Annotated in this window: 12 protein-coding genes; 7 read left to right on the top strand and 5 right to left on the bottom strand. The window is 46.1% G+C overall.

Translation table 11 applies throughout. The features are described from left to right. The first annotated feature begins 311 nt into the window (after positions 1–311). Positions 312–746, top strand: coding sequence for a hypothetical protein (locus tag QUA38_RS04410; protein ID WP_333159552.1), 435 nt, complete (start codon positions 312–314; stop codon positions 744–746). A gap of 117 nt (positions 747–863) precedes the next feature. Here QUA38_RS04410 and QUA38_RS04405 read toward each other — a convergent pair whose 3' ends face one another. Next, positions 864–4679 (bottom strand): S8 family serine peptidase, encoded by a 3816-nt coding sequence (locus tag QUA38_RS04405; protein ID WP_333159550.1) that lies wholly within the window; start codon positions 4677–4679, stop codon positions 864–866. Between the two features lie 588 nt (positions 4680–5267). Next, on the bottom strand, positions 5268–6248 hold the full coding sequence (locus QUA38_RS04400; protein ID WP_333159556.1) for an ABC transporter ATP-binding protein: 981 nt from the start codon (positions 6246–6248) through the stop codon (positions 5268–5270). Between the two features lie 109 nt (positions 6249–6357). Between QUA38_RS04400 and QUA38_RS04395 the strand changes: the two genes are divergently transcribed. Continuing rightward, positions 6358–6564 carry a hypothetical protein gene (locus QUA38_RS04395; RefSeq protein ID WP_333159548.1) on the top strand — a complete coding sequence of 69 codons (207 nt, stop codon included), beginning with the start codon at positions 6358–6360 and terminating at the stop codon, positions 6562–6564. 154 nt (positions 6565–6718) lie between these two features. Further along, on the top strand, positions 6719–7231 hold the full coding sequence (locus QUA38_RS04390; protein ID WP_333097208.1) for an ARC6/PARC6 family protein: 513 nt from the start codon (positions 6719–6721) through the stop codon (positions 7229–7231). A 103-nt stretch (positions 7232–7334) separates the two neighbouring features. Here the strand turns inward: QUA38_RS04390 and QUA38_RS04385 are convergent, their stop codons facing one another. Beyond that, a complete protein-coding gene (locus tag QUA38_RS04385) occupies positions 7335–8264 on the bottom strand; it encodes a phosphoribulokinase (protein ID WP_333159547.1) in 930 nt (309 codons plus the stop codon). A gap of 233 nt (positions 8265–8497) precedes the next feature. Further along, positions 8498–10141, bottom strand: coding sequence for a GTP-binding protein (locus QUA38_RS04380; RefSeq protein ID WP_333159545.1), 1644 nt, complete (start codon positions 10139–10141; stop codon positions 8498–8500). A gap of 99 nt (positions 10142–10240) precedes the next feature. On the opposite strand from QUA38_RS04380, the gene QUA38_RS04375 reads away from it, so the two are divergent. From QUA38_RS04375 to QUA38_RS04365, 3 genes are all read left to right on the top strand, one after another. Beyond that, positions 10241–10381 (top strand): hypothetical protein, encoded by a 141-nt coding sequence (locus tag QUA38_RS04375; protein ID WP_333159543.1) that lies wholly within the window; start codon positions 10241–10243, stop codon positions 10379–10381. A gap of 345 nt (positions 10382–10726) precedes the next feature. After that, positions 10727–12655 carry an ATP-binding protein gene (locus tag QUA38_RS04370; protein WP_333159541.1) on the top strand — a complete coding sequence of 643 codons (1929 nt, stop codon included), beginning with the start codon at positions 10727–10729 and terminating at the stop codon, positions 12653–12655. 252 nt (positions 12656–12907) lie between these two features. Next, positions 12908–13438, top strand: a complete 531-nt coding sequence (locus QUA38_RS04365) for a hypothetical protein (protein WP_333159539.1) — start codon at positions 12908–12910, stop codon at positions 13436–13438. Positions 13439–13555: 117 nt separating this feature from the next. Here QUA38_RS04365 and ilvD read toward each other — a convergent pair whose 3' ends face one another. Then, positions 13556–15241, bottom strand: a complete 1686-nt coding sequence (gene ilvD / locus QUA38_RS04360; protein ID WP_333159537.1) for a dihydroxy-acid dehydratase — start codon at positions 15239–15241, stop codon at positions 13556–13558. 412 nt (positions 15242–15653) lie between these two features. Here ilvD and QUA38_RS04355 point away from each other — a divergent pair, with 412 nt between their 5' ends. Next, positions 15654–16496, top strand: coding sequence for a pentapeptide repeat-containing protein (locus tag QUA38_RS04355; RefSeq protein WP_333159554.1), 843 nt, complete (start codon positions 15654–15656; stop codon positions 16494–16496). The last annotated feature ends 54 nt before the right edge of the window (positions 16497–16550 follow it).

The following is a 16550-nucleotide window of genomic DNA, read 5'->3' as shown; positions in this document are numbered from 1 at the left end:
GTAGTAAAAAAGGGTCGAGGTCAGTTCCAAAATCATCGAAATTTGACTTCTTAATCACATATATTTGGCTGCCCAATGAATTTTTTATGCCTCAGTTTCTAACTGAGCCAGCTTTTCTTAGTCTAAACTCCAGTATTTTAGCTGTTTTTTTTGCACCTGACCACCTTTTGTGGGTCAGACAATCCATAGAGTGTTTACTTTTCCAACTTATTAAACAAGTCCTAATTAGGTGTAAGGTGCGCCGTGCGCCTTCTACAGATAGAGTTGGCACGTAATTCCTAAACCTTATTTCATCAGATAGGGAGGTTCAGATGACCCAAATAAATCCCGATGGCACTACTGGAACAATTGCGATCGACGTTTTCGCTCAATCAAATGGGCAGTATGCTTGTCAGATTTCATCATCTCTGAGCGATCGCCCTGACGATCGCATGAATTTTTACGGACAAACGAAAGAATACGCGGTCGCGATCGCCTTAGAACGTTTAGCCTCTCGCTACCGCCAGCAAGCCGAAGAATCTCAAAATATAGATTGGGACGCGGTGGAAATTTCGGATTTTGGAGACCCAATTGAAAAGCGTTATCACGTAATTTTGCACTACGAACGAATTGCTAAGGATGAATCTAAGTTTGAGGCAATGCACAATACAATGCTCGGAAATACAGTAGTTGAAAATGCCCAAATTTCAATAATTGAGATTTCTCCAGGTATTGAAATCGAGCCGTTAGAGCGATCGGGATATTGAGCGATCTGGACTTACGCGCAGACACTATATTTAGGGCGATGCACACCACACCTTACCCTAAGCCTCAACGAGCGAAACGTTAGTTTGAGGCGCTCGACTAGAAGCGATCGCATAATTTCAAATACCCATTAATCCAGGTTTCGGAGGCAAATACGGACCGAATACCCCACCTACTACACCTATTGTTTGTGGTATCTTTCTGCTGTCTCCTTCCAAAAGAGTTTCTCCCTTCACATTTAATTTAGACGAACCCGAACCATCTAGCATCATTACTTTATTAGCTCCAAAATTTTTGAGAGTATCACCAGCATTATTTTGAGTGGATTTGTCAGAAGTAAACAGTAAAACACTCTCATTAATCCCATCAGAATCATGAAGATCGCCAACACCGATGAATGTTCTTCCCTGTTCCGTATTCCGTGATGCTCCATACTCTATAGGATCGTAGCTGACCAGAATATTTTTGGCTGAAGATGAATCGAAAGTGTTACTATTGTACTCTTTGATATTTGCCCGATCGGAGAACAACTCTAACAGGAGTAGACTGTCTGCTTCCTCTTGGGTTTTAGCACCAGTGCTTGCTCTTTGCCCATCAATTTTTAGAGGGTGAATAACTTGAGCGCTGGTATCCCAGAACCAGCCTCCAAACCAAAAATTGTTCACAGTATCCAAAGGTCCTTGATCGAAGTATTGACCGTTGGTAACAGAGAAAGCCCGCGAATTTGCTCTTGAAAAATCCGACCATGCCTCATCAATAGTTTGAGTCTTAAACTCAGGACTGTTGCCCTGCTCAGTAATTTCTCCATGAAGGAACTTGACGGAGGCTCCTTTGCTTAGATCTACAACTTGTACGTAGTCAGAGCCTCTGCGATAAAAATCAATACCTATTGCACTAGGCAAAGTCTCGAAGCCATTGGGAATAGTTCGCGGTTTTTCAGGTTTTGTACCGCCTTCAGTGTTGCCGCTGTTGCTATTTTCTCCCGGCTTGCTGTCGCCAGGATTGGATGGTTTACCAGGCTCTTGGTAAGCAGTCGCCTTGTTGCCATTCCAGTAAATGTGACCGTTCTCAAAGTATTGAATCTTGTTACCGTTACCCCGATCGATCTCTCCGCTCTTGGGAACTCCCAACCTACCATCCAATCCGCCTGTTTTCAAGTATTCTTGGCGGATCGCACCGTAAATTGGAAAAGTTCCTTTGGAACTGCTGACGATCGAGCCACGCTCAAATAGTTGATAGCTGACATTACCTGAATAGTTGGTAACATCTGAAGTAGGTTTGCCGATCGTACTTTGATACTTGTCGTAAACCGGATAGAATTTGCCAGCAATATTGTGACCGTTGATAGAGGTTGAATTAGGTGACTGTTGCTCTGGCTTTTCGATCGAATTGTCACCGCCATCAGATGCCGCTACTTCTACAGGAACCTCTATTTTTTGACCTTCAGAAATTACGTTGTGATTGGAAATGTTGTTGTGTTTGGCAATGAATTTGTAGTAATCGGGAGCAGCGCTGCCCATTGTTTCTCTGGCAATTTCGCTGAGACTATCTCCGGCTTGAATCGTGTAAGGTTGCCACTCATAAGATTTGCCGTTAAATCGATCGGCAGTAGCTCGTTCCATTGGCTTCACAAGCCCTTCGTAACCCCAAGTTTCAGGTGTTGCGAATTCTGCGCGAGTGCTCGATTGCGGTGCAGTTTCCTTCGCTAACTGCACGGCTTTATCTAAATTCAACAATCCAAAACCTGTTTTCCGATCCCAACCCGGTAAATTGACATCGCTCGCACTTTGCCTGAGAATATCTATGACTTGGCGATCGCTCAACTCTGGATTGGTTTCCCACACCACAGACGCCATCCCAGTCGCTTTCGCTGCTGCAAAAGAAGTTCCCGTCAGCGCATCTAAATCGTTGTCCCCCTCGGCAACTACAGCATCCAAACCATAGCCGTAACTCGAATAGGACGATCGGCGCACTCCGTCAAACGCCCCAACAGTCATAATATTGTCAAACTCCTGGGAAGCTTGACCCAAAACCGACATCACACCGCCATCGTTGCCAGCAGCAACCACCAGCAGCACTCCATTCTGACGAGCATATTCTAAAGCCGCCCGCTCTCTGGGCGTCAACTCGTAACGCGTCGTCACGTTGCCCTCGCCGTTAACTTGAGTTAAGTCTAGGCTGAGGTTGACAATAGAATTCTGCTGCCCTTGTGCCTTGGCTTCATGCACAAAATCTGTCAGCGACAAGTCCCACTGCCCGGAACCGCTGGCGCGTCCCAGCCAAACAGGAGCGCGATCGTTAATACCGTCAATGCCAATATTATTACCTGCGCGAGCGCCAATCAAACTCCAAACAGCCGTGCCGTGTTCGTTTTCTGCATCAGACGACACTAAAGGGTTGTTGTCACCGTCAATGCGATCGCGCCCCAGTGTCACTTTAGAATAATCAAGATCCTGATTGTTGGCAGCAAACCCAGTATCGATAATCCCGATTAAAGGCAGGTTGGGCTTCTTTGGTTCTAGAGGCGGTGCAGGCTCAGCAGGCGGTTGAGTTTCAGCCGATAACTGGGTATCATCGATCGACCGCGGTGCAGGTGCAGGCGCAGGCACAGGTAGCGGTGCAGGCGCAGGTGGTGGTGCAGGTGGTGGTGCAGGTGGTGGTGCAGGTGGTGGTGCAGGTGCAGGCGCAGGCGCAGGTGTTGGTGCAGGCGCAGGTGGTGGTGCAGGCGCAGGTGTTGGTGCAGGCGCAGGTGTTGGTGCAGGCGCAGGTGTTGGTGCAGGCGCAGGCGCAGGTGGTGGTGCAGGCGCAGGTGGTGGCGCAGGCACAGGTGGTGGTGCAGGCGCAGGTGTTGGCGCAGGCGCAGGTGTTGGCGCAGGCGTGGGTGCAGGCGGTTCTGGCTCAACAGGCGGTTCTGTATCTGCAGGGGGCTTCAGCTCATCAGGCAGTTTTGATGTGACATAATCGATTAATTTCTTACCGCCTTCAGATTTAGTCCAATCCTTAGCCGGAGCGATAACTTCTTTCACCTCCACCGCTTTGCCTGTCGCACCCGTCAAACGGAAAATCACATCCTCGTAGTCGTAATCTGACTTCGGAGTAATCGATCGATCCTCGATCGCGAATGTCTTACCATCGCCAGTAATATCTGCTACCTGACCCAACAGCCAAGCATCATCCGCGTCACTGCTAGATAGCGAAAACAGCGGACGATTGTCGCCGCTAATATCCGGTTTATCAAATACTTCCTTAACTGTGCCATCCGGCACCAGCATCACAGCAAATGCTTCTCCCGGAGTCATCGCAAACTTCTTCACACCTTTGTAGGGCCCGGTGTTCAGATTTACCTTCCCTAAAGTACCCCTGAATTGAGGATCTGTTCCTTCTGTAATATCAGAAATCACGACGTGACCCAACACCGAATTACTCAGAGCCCTTTTTGCAGCTTCCTTGATAAACTCCTCAGAGCCTGGAGTAAATTTCTCCATACCCTGCAAACTAAATATGGCTAATTGTCCTTTGAATCCGCCGCCATCATACAGGAAATCAAAGCCTACTTCACCAGCAGGATCGGGCGTAAAAAAACCGGAGTCAACCTTCAAACCCGTGAGCGGGTCAACTTTGTCATTTACGGCCAGACTAATCTGATAGGTTGTGTCGGAGGAGATGGGAGAAACTTTGAGAGTATAGTCTCCTGCGCCCAAATTCTCGGTACTGAGAGTTCCGGGCTTTTTGCCACTAGTTGAGATAGTTTCGATCGGCTTTCCTTGGCTGTCGAGCAGTTCCATTTTCAGACCCCCGCTAAAACCTTCAGCCAAGACTTGGAAACTGCCTGCCGCAGGACGATTGAAACGATAAATGTCTGTGGAATCGAGCTTACCAACGAAATCGATATTGAAATAGTTATCGTTAAGACTGCCGAGTTGAATGTTAGACATTTTGCACCCTGCCCACAAACTTACTTGTATTTTTATCAGTCGGCATAATTGAGCGATCGACTTTCAATACATCTGGGCTGCTTCCCAGATCCGGTCTCTCCCCACAACACAGATATCCGCCCCTTCAAAAATCTACGATTGTAAGCTGCTACCTATGTCTTGGATTAAGTCTTACTTTTTTCGCTGCAAGCAAACTTTACAGACATTACTTTGGAGGCAGGATATAGTATTAGTTTTGGTTAAAGGTTTTTTGAAAGAAAGCTCGTTACTACCTTCTATCCGTTGAGGATACTTTATGTGTGAAAAGTTGACAAGCAATCTGAACGATTACTAGCTTGGCGAATTTAGATGTCAGTCAATTAGAGAGGACTTACGCACAGCCTCTAAATATAGGATTTTGTAGGGCAATCCCCCCACAGATGAAGAGCCCCTACATCTGGATATGGCGCGTAAGTCCTGCTTTATGCGTTGTGGAACAGGCCGAATATCCCGTTTTCTGAGTCTCTTAAAGGGGGGCTTCGTTGGTGTAGTAGTACCTTCAAGCGCCGGCTTTTAACTGCCGAGTTTTAGCAGCCGATTTTATGGACTTCAACTACTAGAATAAATGCCTCTTTCTTGCAGTTGCTGCATAAAAAACTCTTCCAAACTAGGCTTAGCCAAATTCATCCCAATTAGCTGCCCTCCCGTACCGCTCAGACTAGAAAGAAACTCCTTCGGATCGCCCTGCAAATGACCGTACCACAAATCATTATCAACTTCCATATCCGGTATCCATTTTTTCAGGATATTCAAGTGACCGCCCCTACCTTCAACCCGGTAAGTTTCAGTATTACCTAGGATTTCGTCGATCGCACCAATGCAGATTAACTCACCCTTCGCCAAAATAGCCACTCGATCGCAAATCTTCTCCACATCAGACAATATATGCGAATTAAAAAAAATCGTTTTTCCTTGATTTTTCAGCGATAAAATTATCTCCCGCATCTGATAGCGCCCCATCGGATCTAAACCCGACATCGGCTCATCCAAAAATACTACATCTGGATTGTTAATCAAAGCTTGAGCCATGCCGATCCGTTGCAGCATTCCCTTAGAATACTGGCGCAACTGTTTTTTTATTGCCGCCGATTGAGATAGCCCAACTAAGTCTAGCAAATTCGGAATTCGCTGCCGCTGAATCGAGGGGGGAATTTGAAATAACCCCGCCGCAAATTGCAAGAATTCCCAGCCCGTGAGATAATCATAGAAATAGGGATTTTCAGGCAAATAGCCGACTCGCTGCTTCACAGTGCGATCGCCCAAAGGCCTCCCCAACAGCAGCGCCCGCCCAGAAGTGGGGCGCACTATACCCAGCAAAGTTTTCAGCAGCGTAGTTTTCCCCGCTCCATTTTGCCCTAACAACCCAAAAGTTTCCCCCTCAGAGACAGTCAGAGTACAATTTTTGAGCGATTCAACTTTTTCATTCATCCAAAAGCCGGTACGGTAGAACTTCCCCAGATTAAATGTTTCCACCACAGGGGTAGCTCCGTGTATCTCGGTGGGATTTGGCGCATCTACAAGAGGTTCCATTTTTGTCACAGAAATAACTAGCACCTAATTATATTTTATGGCATAAGTTCAGTAATAATTGTTTTTTTAATGTTAAACTAATCTTAGCTGCACTTAATTTTTTCTCAATATGGATCGTTCAAAAATTATTGCTATTATCACTGGGGTGATTTCTCTAATTCTAGCAGTTGCCTATCTGCTGCTTGTCACCATCCTCGACTTTCGAGGCGAAATGCTGCCTGCACCTCAAAGTCAGTTGCCAGTCTCCATGCCACTTCAGCAATTAGGCACTGCCAACCCGACTTTGCGATCGCCCAGGATTTATTCTCAATCGTGAGAAAAATAATACAATTAAAATTCCGAAATTTCCCCAGCACATCATGTAGACAAAATTACCGATTAATTAACGATAGGTTGAGATAATCGGCTAATAATTCTCACCTATATTTTGGCTAAATAAAGTCAATTTAACATGATGGAGGACTTTAGATATGAAACCGATAATTTTAATCGCTATCTTAACTCCTTTGTTGTTGACTCCGCCCGCCAAAGCGGAAAATATTACTTGCACCAGACAACGGATTGCAACAAATTACTGCAAAGATCATATTAGTCAAGCTCAGAATATTACTCTCGGACAAGCTTCGGATTTAATTAGCAAGTGGTTGGAGGCCAAGCAGAAAATATTTGCTCCTCCATTCGATCGCCAATTGCTGGCTAAAATGACTACAGGTATTTTGTATGCCGATACAGTCAAAGGGATAGACTATCTGAGAAAAAGCAATTCTCAGTACAGATACGGTGTCCAAAAAGTTGAATCCGTCGAACGCTTTGCAGCATCTGGGAACAAAGCCACTATTGAAGTCAGAGTCACCGAAGATGCCACAGTTTACCGAAATGGTAAAGTCGATAGTAGCAGTTTCAATACTAAGCTAGTTCGCTATACCTTAGAGTATTGGGATGGCATCTGGAAAATTGCCGACTCTCAAATTATCAGCCATTAGTCATGAGTTAGTTGTTATTTGTTACTAATGAGAATTAGTAATTGCTAATGGTGAGTGGAACTAATCACCCAAAACCAATAAACAAATAACAACTAACAACTAACTAATAGACATGAATAGCTTTCATCATGTGATATGCAACTAGCAACTGCGTCAAAGCTAGGGGGTAACTTTGCAAAACTTCACCAGTTGTACCGATCAGTTTGCCAATTTCCGGGTTGCCTTGGGCGGAGCAAAATCCCCGCAGGTGGGGCAACTCGCTGCACAAAATCATTTCCAGTTCGTTTACTTGCTCGCTGGTAGCGTGCGAGTCTACTTCCAAAACGTCAACTGGTTTGCCCATATCCCGATCGAGTCCCAAGCGAATTGCAGGTTGAAAACTATCGCTACCTCGACCTAAAATTTCAGTAAAATCAGGGTGAGGAATTGTCGGTCTGAGCACTAAACGGACGCTCAAATTTGATTCATTGTCCGCTTCTGGTGGGTAAAAACTAACTACAACGTCGGCAGATTTGCGCTGAGGACGAATGAAGTCTTCAGAGTCCGGTTCCCGTTTTTTTATTTCTGCAAGCACCTGTTCTTCAGTATAACCGCGCTTCATGATATCGCGCTTAACTTTCCACTGAGTACGCAACTCTTCGGGAGGAGCAAGATACACTTTTACGTCGTAAGAATCGCGGATTGTTCGGGTTGCGTAACCCAGCAAACCTTCAACTATCACAAATTTGCTGGGCTTGATATATTCCGGCGGGTCAAATGTACCTGTGGTGTGGTTGTAGATGGGTTTGAGAATTGCTTGTCCGGTACGCAGCAGGCTGAGGTGCTGCTGCATGATGTCGAGGTAATTGCAGTCGGGATGCAATGCTGTAATTCCGATTTCGGCCCGCTGCTTTCTGTCGTAGCGATGATAGTCGTCAGTGCAAATAACAGTGACATTTTCTGGCCCCAATACTTGGGCAATTCCCCGCGTCAGGGTGGTTTTGCCCGCTGCGCTGTCTCCGACAATACCGAGAATAATTGGTCGATCGCTCATTGTTTTTACCCGGACGCACAATAGCAAATTTTGTTGTCAAGCTTAAATCTTATCAAAATTATGTTCGATCCGATCGCTCGGTTTGATTTGATCCCCCCGGAGTCTATCCGATGTGTAAAATTATTGTAAATTTTCTTAATAAAATTCAACAAAGCATACTCAGGGAACATCTCATTCAACGATCGTAATTACCCCATTCTCAATTCCCTGTTTGCCCAATTCCCAATGCCCAATTACCAGTCATCCTTTCGTTTGTTGTTGTAAGTTTCCCAATCATCGTATTGCGGCCGCTGATACAATGCTTCTGCTTCTATTTCTGATTCTAATTCGGCTGACATTTCTAATTCTGGTTCCGATTCCTGCTGATAAATGTTCAGAGGTTCGACAACCCGGGCGATCGCATCTTTGACAAATGCTTTGACAAACTCGTCTTTCCGATTTAACTGAAACTGCCTTTGCACGACTTCGGCAATGCCGCCGTCGCCCCAATCTTGGTCATGGCGGAAATATTCAATAAAACTTTTACCAGCTATTCTGGTTAAATAAGCGGCGCTGACGGCTTGAATTGCTTTGCCAAGTACAAACCCGGCTACGCTTAATTGCAGCGCCCTTGACACTACTTGAATTACACCTTCAACTATTCCCAAACTTGCTAGGGTTTTTGCTAGAGACAATGCCAATTCTTTCGCGCGATCGATATTTAATTCGCAGCCGTAAATCTTGGCAATTTCTACTACCATTTGAGCGTTAACTGCTGCTGTCGCTAACAAATCCACAACTGGCAAAGGGGTTACGGCAATTACTCCGGCTCCGATCCACTGAAATCGCTCTACTGCTTTATCAGCTTGCCGCCTTCTTTGAGCATCAATTAACTTGCGCGCTTGGTCTCCCAAGTGCTGAGATTGCAGCAAAATATTGTCCGCAATTAAGTCTTCGCCTTCGGCTCGCAAAATCGCAGCGACGCGCCGAATTAATGGCATAATATCCGGGTCTGGCTGAAAAATTGTGCCGTCTTCTAGTACAACTTTTTGCGGATTGGCGCTAATGGCTACTACATCCATTGCTGCTACAAAACCTTTGACTCGCTGCCGCAGTCTATCGAGAATTTCATCTCTGTCGGTGTCGGGATAAAGGTCAACTTTATTAAAAACCACGATCGACCTTTTGCCAATTTCCGCCAAAGTCCGCAGCGGTTCGTACTCGGATTTTCGCAAGTCGCCGTCCAAAACAAATAAGATTAAATCTGCCCGGGCCGCCAACTGCCTCGCCAATTCTTCTCTGTAAGTCCCCGCAACTCCCGCTTCCAAGATTCCTGGGGTATCAGTAATTGCTAATTCTCGATCGATTCCTTTCAATTTCAGAGTGTAAGTTTCGCCAACTTCCGTAGTTCCCATCGGCGCGCCCACCTGTCCCGCCATCCGCCCCACCAGGGCATTCACAGCGGAAGTTTTGCCCGCAGAACCTGTGCCGAAAACAACTACTCGAACGCTGCCGCGAGCCATGCTAGCTTCAATTTCGCGAGCTCTCAACAGCAAAGCTTGCCGCGCTACTTCATCTTGAATGCGATCGACTTGTTGCCGAATTGCTTTAAGGTTTTCCGAAGCTGCTTCACTTTTGACAACAGGAACCTTCGGAGTAATCGGCCGTTTTCCCTTAACTTTCTGAGGGCGTTGCAGCAGCCTAAAATAGTAAACAAGCGCAAAAATTAGGGTTCCCAAAAGTACAATTATTAGGAAAATCAACAAATTAGCCAGCAGCGGAGAAGCAGACCACGCAACTTGACTGTAAAGCCCTGTTAAGGAACTCACCAGCCCAATAATCAACCCCAGGGCGAGGCAGAAAGCAGCAATTAAGGTTAACAGGCGCGGCAAAGGCATGAGGGGAGTGGCAAATAAAAGGGTTATGCTTTGATTTTTACATTACGCCGATAGTCATCAGTCATTGCAAATCTAAAATCTCAAATCTAAAATGCCGTAGTGCCCGTTAGCGAAGCCCTCGAAGAGGATCGTACTGCGCGAACCCGCAAATCCCGATTATGTCGCACTGCGGGCGCGATTTACGGCGTTGTAGCGCCAGCAGGACGGACAAGTGCGATCGTCCTCTTGCTGCAATTGTAGCTTGCACGATAACTCAGCTACAGCCGCTCACCCGCTGGAACCGCAGGCTGGTTTATTTGCATCTACCTACTTATTTATTCGGTGATTTATTCGATCGCAAGTGGAGCCATACTTTTTTATTAAGAATAAAATATCACATGAAGTATCCAGAAAGCCGGTTTATTCAGGTCAGTGCCTCCTAGAATGTCCGAAAGCGGAAACGAAAAACCGGGTTTATTAGGCAGGGTAAAAGCATCCTAATTCACAAAAATTATCAAATTCAGTATCCATGCGGTACTCTCAAATCAGCCGCGAGTTAAGTTAGACTGAATTGTCAGTGCGTGAATAATTCACAGGTTAGCATCTATGCAGCTCAAACATCTGAATCAGCCTTCACAAGAACTCTCTACCTCTTGCGAGCATAAGATCAAAGAGAGCCAGCCACTAAAGCCCAATTATTTCGCTCACATAGCCCGTTCCTTGGGCAACCTCAGTATTCGCGACAAAATCAGCAGTGGGTACGCACTGGCTCTTTGTGTTGCGATTGCGGGAACGACTGTCGGGATGTTGGCGGGCAATCATTACTATCGCAGAACGAACAATCAAGTACATATCGATCGAGAAAGTCAGCTTTTAAATAAGTTGCAGGTGGCTTTACTGCGAATGCAAAACAGCCAAGAGGGGCTGATTTACTGGATCGAAAAACCGCAACTTTTTAACAGCAAATATGGACAGCTACAAAACAATATTTACAATTTGAAGTTGTTGCTCTCTGACGCTAAAAATCCTAAATACCTGGAAGATATAGAAGGCATAGAAAAATTTAGACAAACTTGCGATGATTTGTTATCTAATTATATAAATCGACTAGAAATAGTTAATAAAAAAATTAGTAAACTGCCAAATAACCCCGCTCAACAAAGTGTTAAACGTAAGTTACTGTCGAATTTAGATCGAGATAAAATAGGGTTGCAACTAGATAGGGCGGTCAATGATATAGCAGAAATTATCGATCGCGCCCAAGAGCAAGAAGATGCTGGGCGGGAGGCTCTGCTGCAAGCGCAGGCGCTGCGGGTGCAAATAATTTTGGGTAGCATGGCATTGTCGATCGTCGTTGCAGCATTGCTAGTGGCCTTGACCAGTCGGGCGATCGCCAAACCTCTCGCCGCTGTTACTAAAATTGCTCAGCGAGTAACTGAAGAATCTAATTTTCAGTTGCAAGTACCAGTTACCAGCAACGATGAAGTGGGAGTATTAGCAGCTTCGCTGAATCAACTGATTCAGAAAGTAAATCAGTTGCTAGAAGAATTGAAATCTGAACAACAAAGCCAGATACTTCAAAATGAAAAAATGGCAACTTTGGGGCGGATGTTAGCCGGTGTTGCTCACGAAGTTAACAACCCAATCAATTTTATCTATGCCAATATCGACCCAGCGAGACATTATGTTGAAGATATTTTAGATTTTCTCAAAACTTATGAAACAGAAATTCCCACCCCCCCTGCCGCAGTGCTGGCAAAAGGCGAAGAAATAGACATCGATTTTCTCAAAGAAGATTTGATCAAAATATTTGACTCGATGCAAGTAGGCGCTGAAAGAGCCAAAGCTATTATCTTAAGTTTGAAAGATTTTTCTCGTCTTGACGATGCAGCCCCTCATCCCGTCGATTTGCACGCCTGCATAGACAGCAGTTTGCTGATTCTCAACAGCCGCATCAAACAGGGCATTGAAGTGGTGCGAAATTACGGGAATATTCCGACTGTTGAAGGCTATATGGGTTTGCTTTACCAGGTATTTGTGAACCTTCTGAATAATGCACTAGATGCTGTGGAAGAGAAAGCAAAAAGTGAGAAATTCAGGTCTGATGAGGTGAAAAAACAATCGGCTTCGGAGTCACTCCAGGAAGCATCGAGTTTTACGCCGAGAATTGTGATTGCTACAGAATACTTGGACGACGATTCAGTAGTAGTGCGAATTTCTGATAACGGTATGGGAATAGCGCCAGAGAGTCAAGAAAAAATGTTTGAAACATTCTTTACTACTAAACCGAGAGGTGTAGGTACTGGTTTGGGATTGGCAATTGGTCGCGAAATTATCGTCAAGAAACACGGCGGAACAATTAACTGTTGGTCGGAGGTAGGAACGGGGACGGAGTTTTCGATCGCCCTGCCGATTAAGCAGGAGGATTCAATGCAAAATGCGCTCTTACAACCTCCAATTGCTCGTGAATATAATTCCCTCGGCAACGAGAACGTACCAACCAAGCCCGAAAAAAGAGGAACTGTAAAAACTTAAAAATTATTCGTTTTTATCCCTGTTTCAAAAAAGAATGCAACTCCAAGCAAGCTCGCCACTTTGATGTCAGAATTCATTCCCGATCTAACATCTAAAATCTAAAATTTAAAATGGTATGAGATTGGTTACTGACTGGCTGTCGCTCCCCCACTCAATGAGTGATAATACCCAAATCAAAACTATTTTCAGTAATCTTGAAAAACAGGAGTTGCTATAATTTAAAGTTGAGCAATCACTGTACGGAGCGAAATTATGGGACTATTTGACCAAATTTTGAGCGCGATCGACAATCCCAACCAACAAGCAAGTCCCAATCAGTTGGGCAACATTATCGGTGCGGTAGAGCAGTTGAGCGGCAACCAGGGCGTCGATGCGAGTACGACTCAGCTAGCAATGTCGGTTTTGGGCGGATACGTGCGATCGGCATTGCAAGACGTGCGATCGCAGTCAGGAGACGCACAAGCTCAACAACTTGTCAACCAATTTAGCGGCACAAATCCCAATCCCCAAGCAGTACAGAGTTTGTTCGGAGCAGGCCAACTGACGCAAATAGTAGCCGATATCGCCCAAAGAACCGGTTTGAATAACGCCACAGTGCAAGCGATGATACCTGTTTTGGTGCCGCTCGTACTGAATTTGCTACAAACCGGCGGCAACGCTCAAAATCCAGCCCTGGGGGGAAATCCCGTTTTGAATACGTTTTTAGATGGAGATGGAGACGGCGATGTAGATATTACTGACGCAATGTCGATGGCTAGCCGCTTTTTGAATCAGCGCAGTTAATTTGGAATTTTTGTAACCCCAGATCTCAGCGGATGGACACAGATGAACGGAGATTGGATTTGATCTGCGTTCATCTGTGTTGATCTGCCTTGATCTGCGGTTACAAAAATTCCTACTTTAACCCAAACCCAAATCAGTCACAGCACCAACACTGCTAGAAGAAACCAACTTAGCGTATTTAGCCAAAACGCCTTTAGTATACCGAGGTTTAGGAGGCTGCCAAAGAGCGCGCCGCTGCTCCAATTCTGCATCAGAAACATTGAGCTGCAACAAGCGATTGTTAGCATCAATCGTAATCGAATCACCCTCTTTTACCAAAGCAATTGTCCCGCCAACTTGCGCTTCTGGTGCAACGTGACCGACAACCATGCCGTAAGTTCCGCCAGAGAAGCGACCGTCAGTAATTAATCCTACAGAATCGCCCAAACCGGCACCAATAATTGCCGAAGTTGGTGCTAACATTTCGCGCATTCCCGGTCCGCCTTTGGGCCCTTCGTAGCGGATGATAATCACATCTCCGGCTTTAATTTTGCCCGCTAAAATTGCGTCTAAACAATTTTCTTCAGATTCAAATACCCGCGCCGGGCCGGTAATTTGCGGTTTCTTAACGCCACTAATTTTAGCAACGGCTCCTTCGGTTGCCAGATTTCCTCTCAGAATTGCTAAATGTCCTTGGGCGTAAAGCGGGTTGTTCCAAGAACGGATAACATCTTGGTCGGTGCGGGGTTCGGCTGGAATATCTGCCAACACTTCAGCAACAGTTTGACCGCTAATTGTCAGCGCGTCTCCGTGCAGTAAACCCTTTTCTAGCAGCATTTTCATTACTTGGGGAATGCCGCCGGCTTTGTGCAAATCGGTTGCTACATATTTGCCGCTGGGTTTGAGGTCGCACAGCACCGGCACTTTCGCTCTAATAGTTTCAAAATCGTCGAGGGTCAGTTCAACGCCGATCGCGTTGGAAATGGCTAATAAATGCAGCACAGCATTGGTTGAACCGCCGACTGCCATGATTACCGCGATCGCATTTTCAAAGGCCTTGCGAGTCAAAATTTGGCTCGGTAACAACTGTTTGCGGATCGCTTCCACGACAACTTTTGCAGATTCGGCAGCGCTGTCAGCTTTTTCGGCATCCTCAGCAGCCATTGTCGAAGAATAAGGCAAACTCATGCCCATCGCTTCAAAAGCGCTCGACATCGTATTTGCTGTGAACATCCCGCCGCAAGAACCCGCACCGGGACAAGCATTCTGTTCCACTGCATTGAGTTCTGTTTGGTCAATTTTGCCCGCACTGAATTGACCGACTGCTTCAAAAGCGCTGACAACGGTTAAATCCTGTCCGTTGTGGTGTCCGGGCTTGATCGTGCCGCCGTAAACAAAAATAGCAGGAATGTTCATGCGGGCGATCGCAATCATCGCCCCCGGCATATTTTTATCGCAACCGCCGACAGCCAGCAACCCGTCCATACTTTGGCCGTTGCAAACAGTTTCGATGGAATCAGCAATTACATCTCTCGACACCAGAGAATATTTCATCCCTTGGGTTCCCATCGAGATCCCGTCGCTGATAGTAATCGTACCGAACACCTGTGGCATTCCTCCGGCTTCCTTTGCACCCGCAATAGCCCGCAAAGCGAGGTCGTTCAATCCCATATTGCAGGGCGTAATCGTGCTGTACCCGTTGGCAATCCCCACAATCGGCTTAGTGAAATCGCCGTCACCAAAACCGACTGCCCGCAGCATTGCCCGGTTGGGCGCGCGCTGCACGCCTCCAGTCACAGCTTGGCTTCTCAAATTTTCAGGCATTTTAAAATTTCCTTTGTCTGTTGACAGTTGACAGTTGACAGTTGACAGTTGACTGTTGTCAACTGCCAGCTCGCCCAAAAACGAATACAAGTTTCCGATAATCGTCGTGGTGAGCCCATAATTTTAGACCAAAGTTCCGGCTCCCAGATGAATCTGTGGAGCAAATCTAAAATCTAAAATTTAAAATCGACTGACTCAGTGCCGAGCGCCGAGAGTTTTACCCTATTGTTGATTTTCTCAGAAGCTTTGATATTTGTCAGACCTTTTAGGAGGCTGTGGCACAGCAGTGTCCGTAAAGCAGTGCAAAGATTCTACAGATAGTACAGCGTGCAGAGTGAATACCGTAGTTATCTGGGATGATGTGGTAACACCCATCACTCTAACGTTTAAAAAAAATTGCGAGGCGAATGACATGGAGGCCGATCGAATTCTGAGGCAATATGCGGCCGGAGAAAGAAATTTTCGAGAGATTAACCTCGTCGGGGCCGACTTAAAAGGGGTAAACCTCAGCGAGGCTAACTTTACCAGAGCGAATTTCCAAGACGCAAACCTCAAAGGCGCTAACCTGACGGGAGCGAACTTGCGTGAGGTGAAATTGGCAGGGGTGGATATGACGGAAGCCAACCTCAGCGAAGCAAATCTCATCGGTACTGATTTGAGCCGGGCCAATCTCAGCGGGGCTAACCTGATGGGAGCCAACCTGCGCGGCTCAATGGCAAGAGAAGTCAACATGACCAAGGCTAATTTGACCGAAGCTAACTTGACTGAAGCCAACTTTACCGAAGCGAATTTGTTTGCGGCCAACTTAACCGACGCTAGCATGATTCGCATTAATTTGATGAAGGCAAATTTGAGTTGGTCAACTCTCAAAGCGGTAAACCTGACAAATGCCATCCTCAGCGAGTCGCTTTTAGAAAGAGCTAACCTGAATCAGGCAATTCTCAGCGGGGCGATGGTGAGCGGGGCCAACCTGACTGGTGCAGACTTGCGTCAAGTAACGATGGTGGGAGCTAATCTGAGCGAAGCTAATCTGAGCAATGCTAATTTGAGAGTTGCTAATGTGAGTTGGTCAACGCTGGCAAGAGCTAATTTGAGCGGAGCTAATTTGTACCGGGCCAAGCTGTGCTGGTCTAATTTTAGCGGGGCTGTTTTGGTGGAAGCGGTTTTGATTGACGCTAATCTCAATCGAACTAACTTCCGCGATGCAGATCTGAGGCGGGCAATTATGCCCGACGGCACGACTAATGATTCTTAAAATTTGATTGTTGACTGTTAACGGTTAACTGTTAACTGTTAACTACTGACTAAT

The organism is Microcoleus sp. Pol12B4, from assembly GCF_036701385.1.
GTDB lineage: Bacteria > Cyanobacteriota > Cyanobacteriia > Cyanobacteriales > Microcoleaceae > Microcoleus.
Note: the sequence above shows the minus strand (reverse complement) of the source record. Positions and strands in the feature narration are given on the sequence as shown.

Coding starts and splice junctions, on each gene's coding strand:
- QUA38_RS04380 (WP_333159545.1), bottom strand. CDS start 10,141: ATGCCTTTGCCGCGCCTGTTAACCTTAATTGCTGCTTTCTGCCTCGCC.
- ilvD (WP_333159537.1), bottom strand. CDS start 15,241: ATGCCTGAAAATTTGAGAAGCCAAGCTGTGACTGGAGGCGTGCAGCGC.
- QUA38_RS04385 (WP_333159547.1), bottom strand. CDS start 8,264: ATGAGCGATCGACCAATTATTCTCGGTATTGTCGGAGACAGCGCAGCG.
- QUA38_RS04405 (WP_333159550.1), bottom strand. CDS start 4,679: ATGTCTAACATTCAACTCGGCAGTCTTAACGATAACTATTTCAATATC.
- QUA38_RS04370 (WP_333159541.1), top strand. CDS start 10,727: ATGCAGCTCAAACATCTGAATCAGCCTTCACAAGAACTCTCTACCTCT.
- QUA38_RS04395 (WP_333159548.1), top strand. CDS start 6,358: ATGGATCGTTCAAAAATTATTGCTATTATCACTGGGGTGATTTCTCTA.
- QUA38_RS04355 (WP_333159554.1), top strand. CDS start 15,654: ATGGAGGCCGATCGAATTCTGAGGCAATATGCGGCCGGAGAAAGAAAT.
- QUA38_RS04400 (WP_333159556.1), bottom strand. CDS start 6,248: ATGGAACCTCTTGTAGATGCGCCAAATCCCACCGAGATACACGGAGCT.
- QUA38_RS04365 (WP_333159539.1), top strand. CDS start 12,908: ATGGGACTATTTGACCAAATTTTGAGCGCGATCGACAATCCCAACCAA.
- QUA38_RS04390 (WP_333097208.1), top strand. CDS start 6,719: ATGAAACCGATAATTTTAATCGCTATCTTAACTCCTTTGTTGTTGACT.
- QUA38_RS04410 (WP_333159552.1), top strand. CDS start 312: ATGACCCAAATAAATCCCGATGGCACTACTGGAACAATTGCGATCGAC.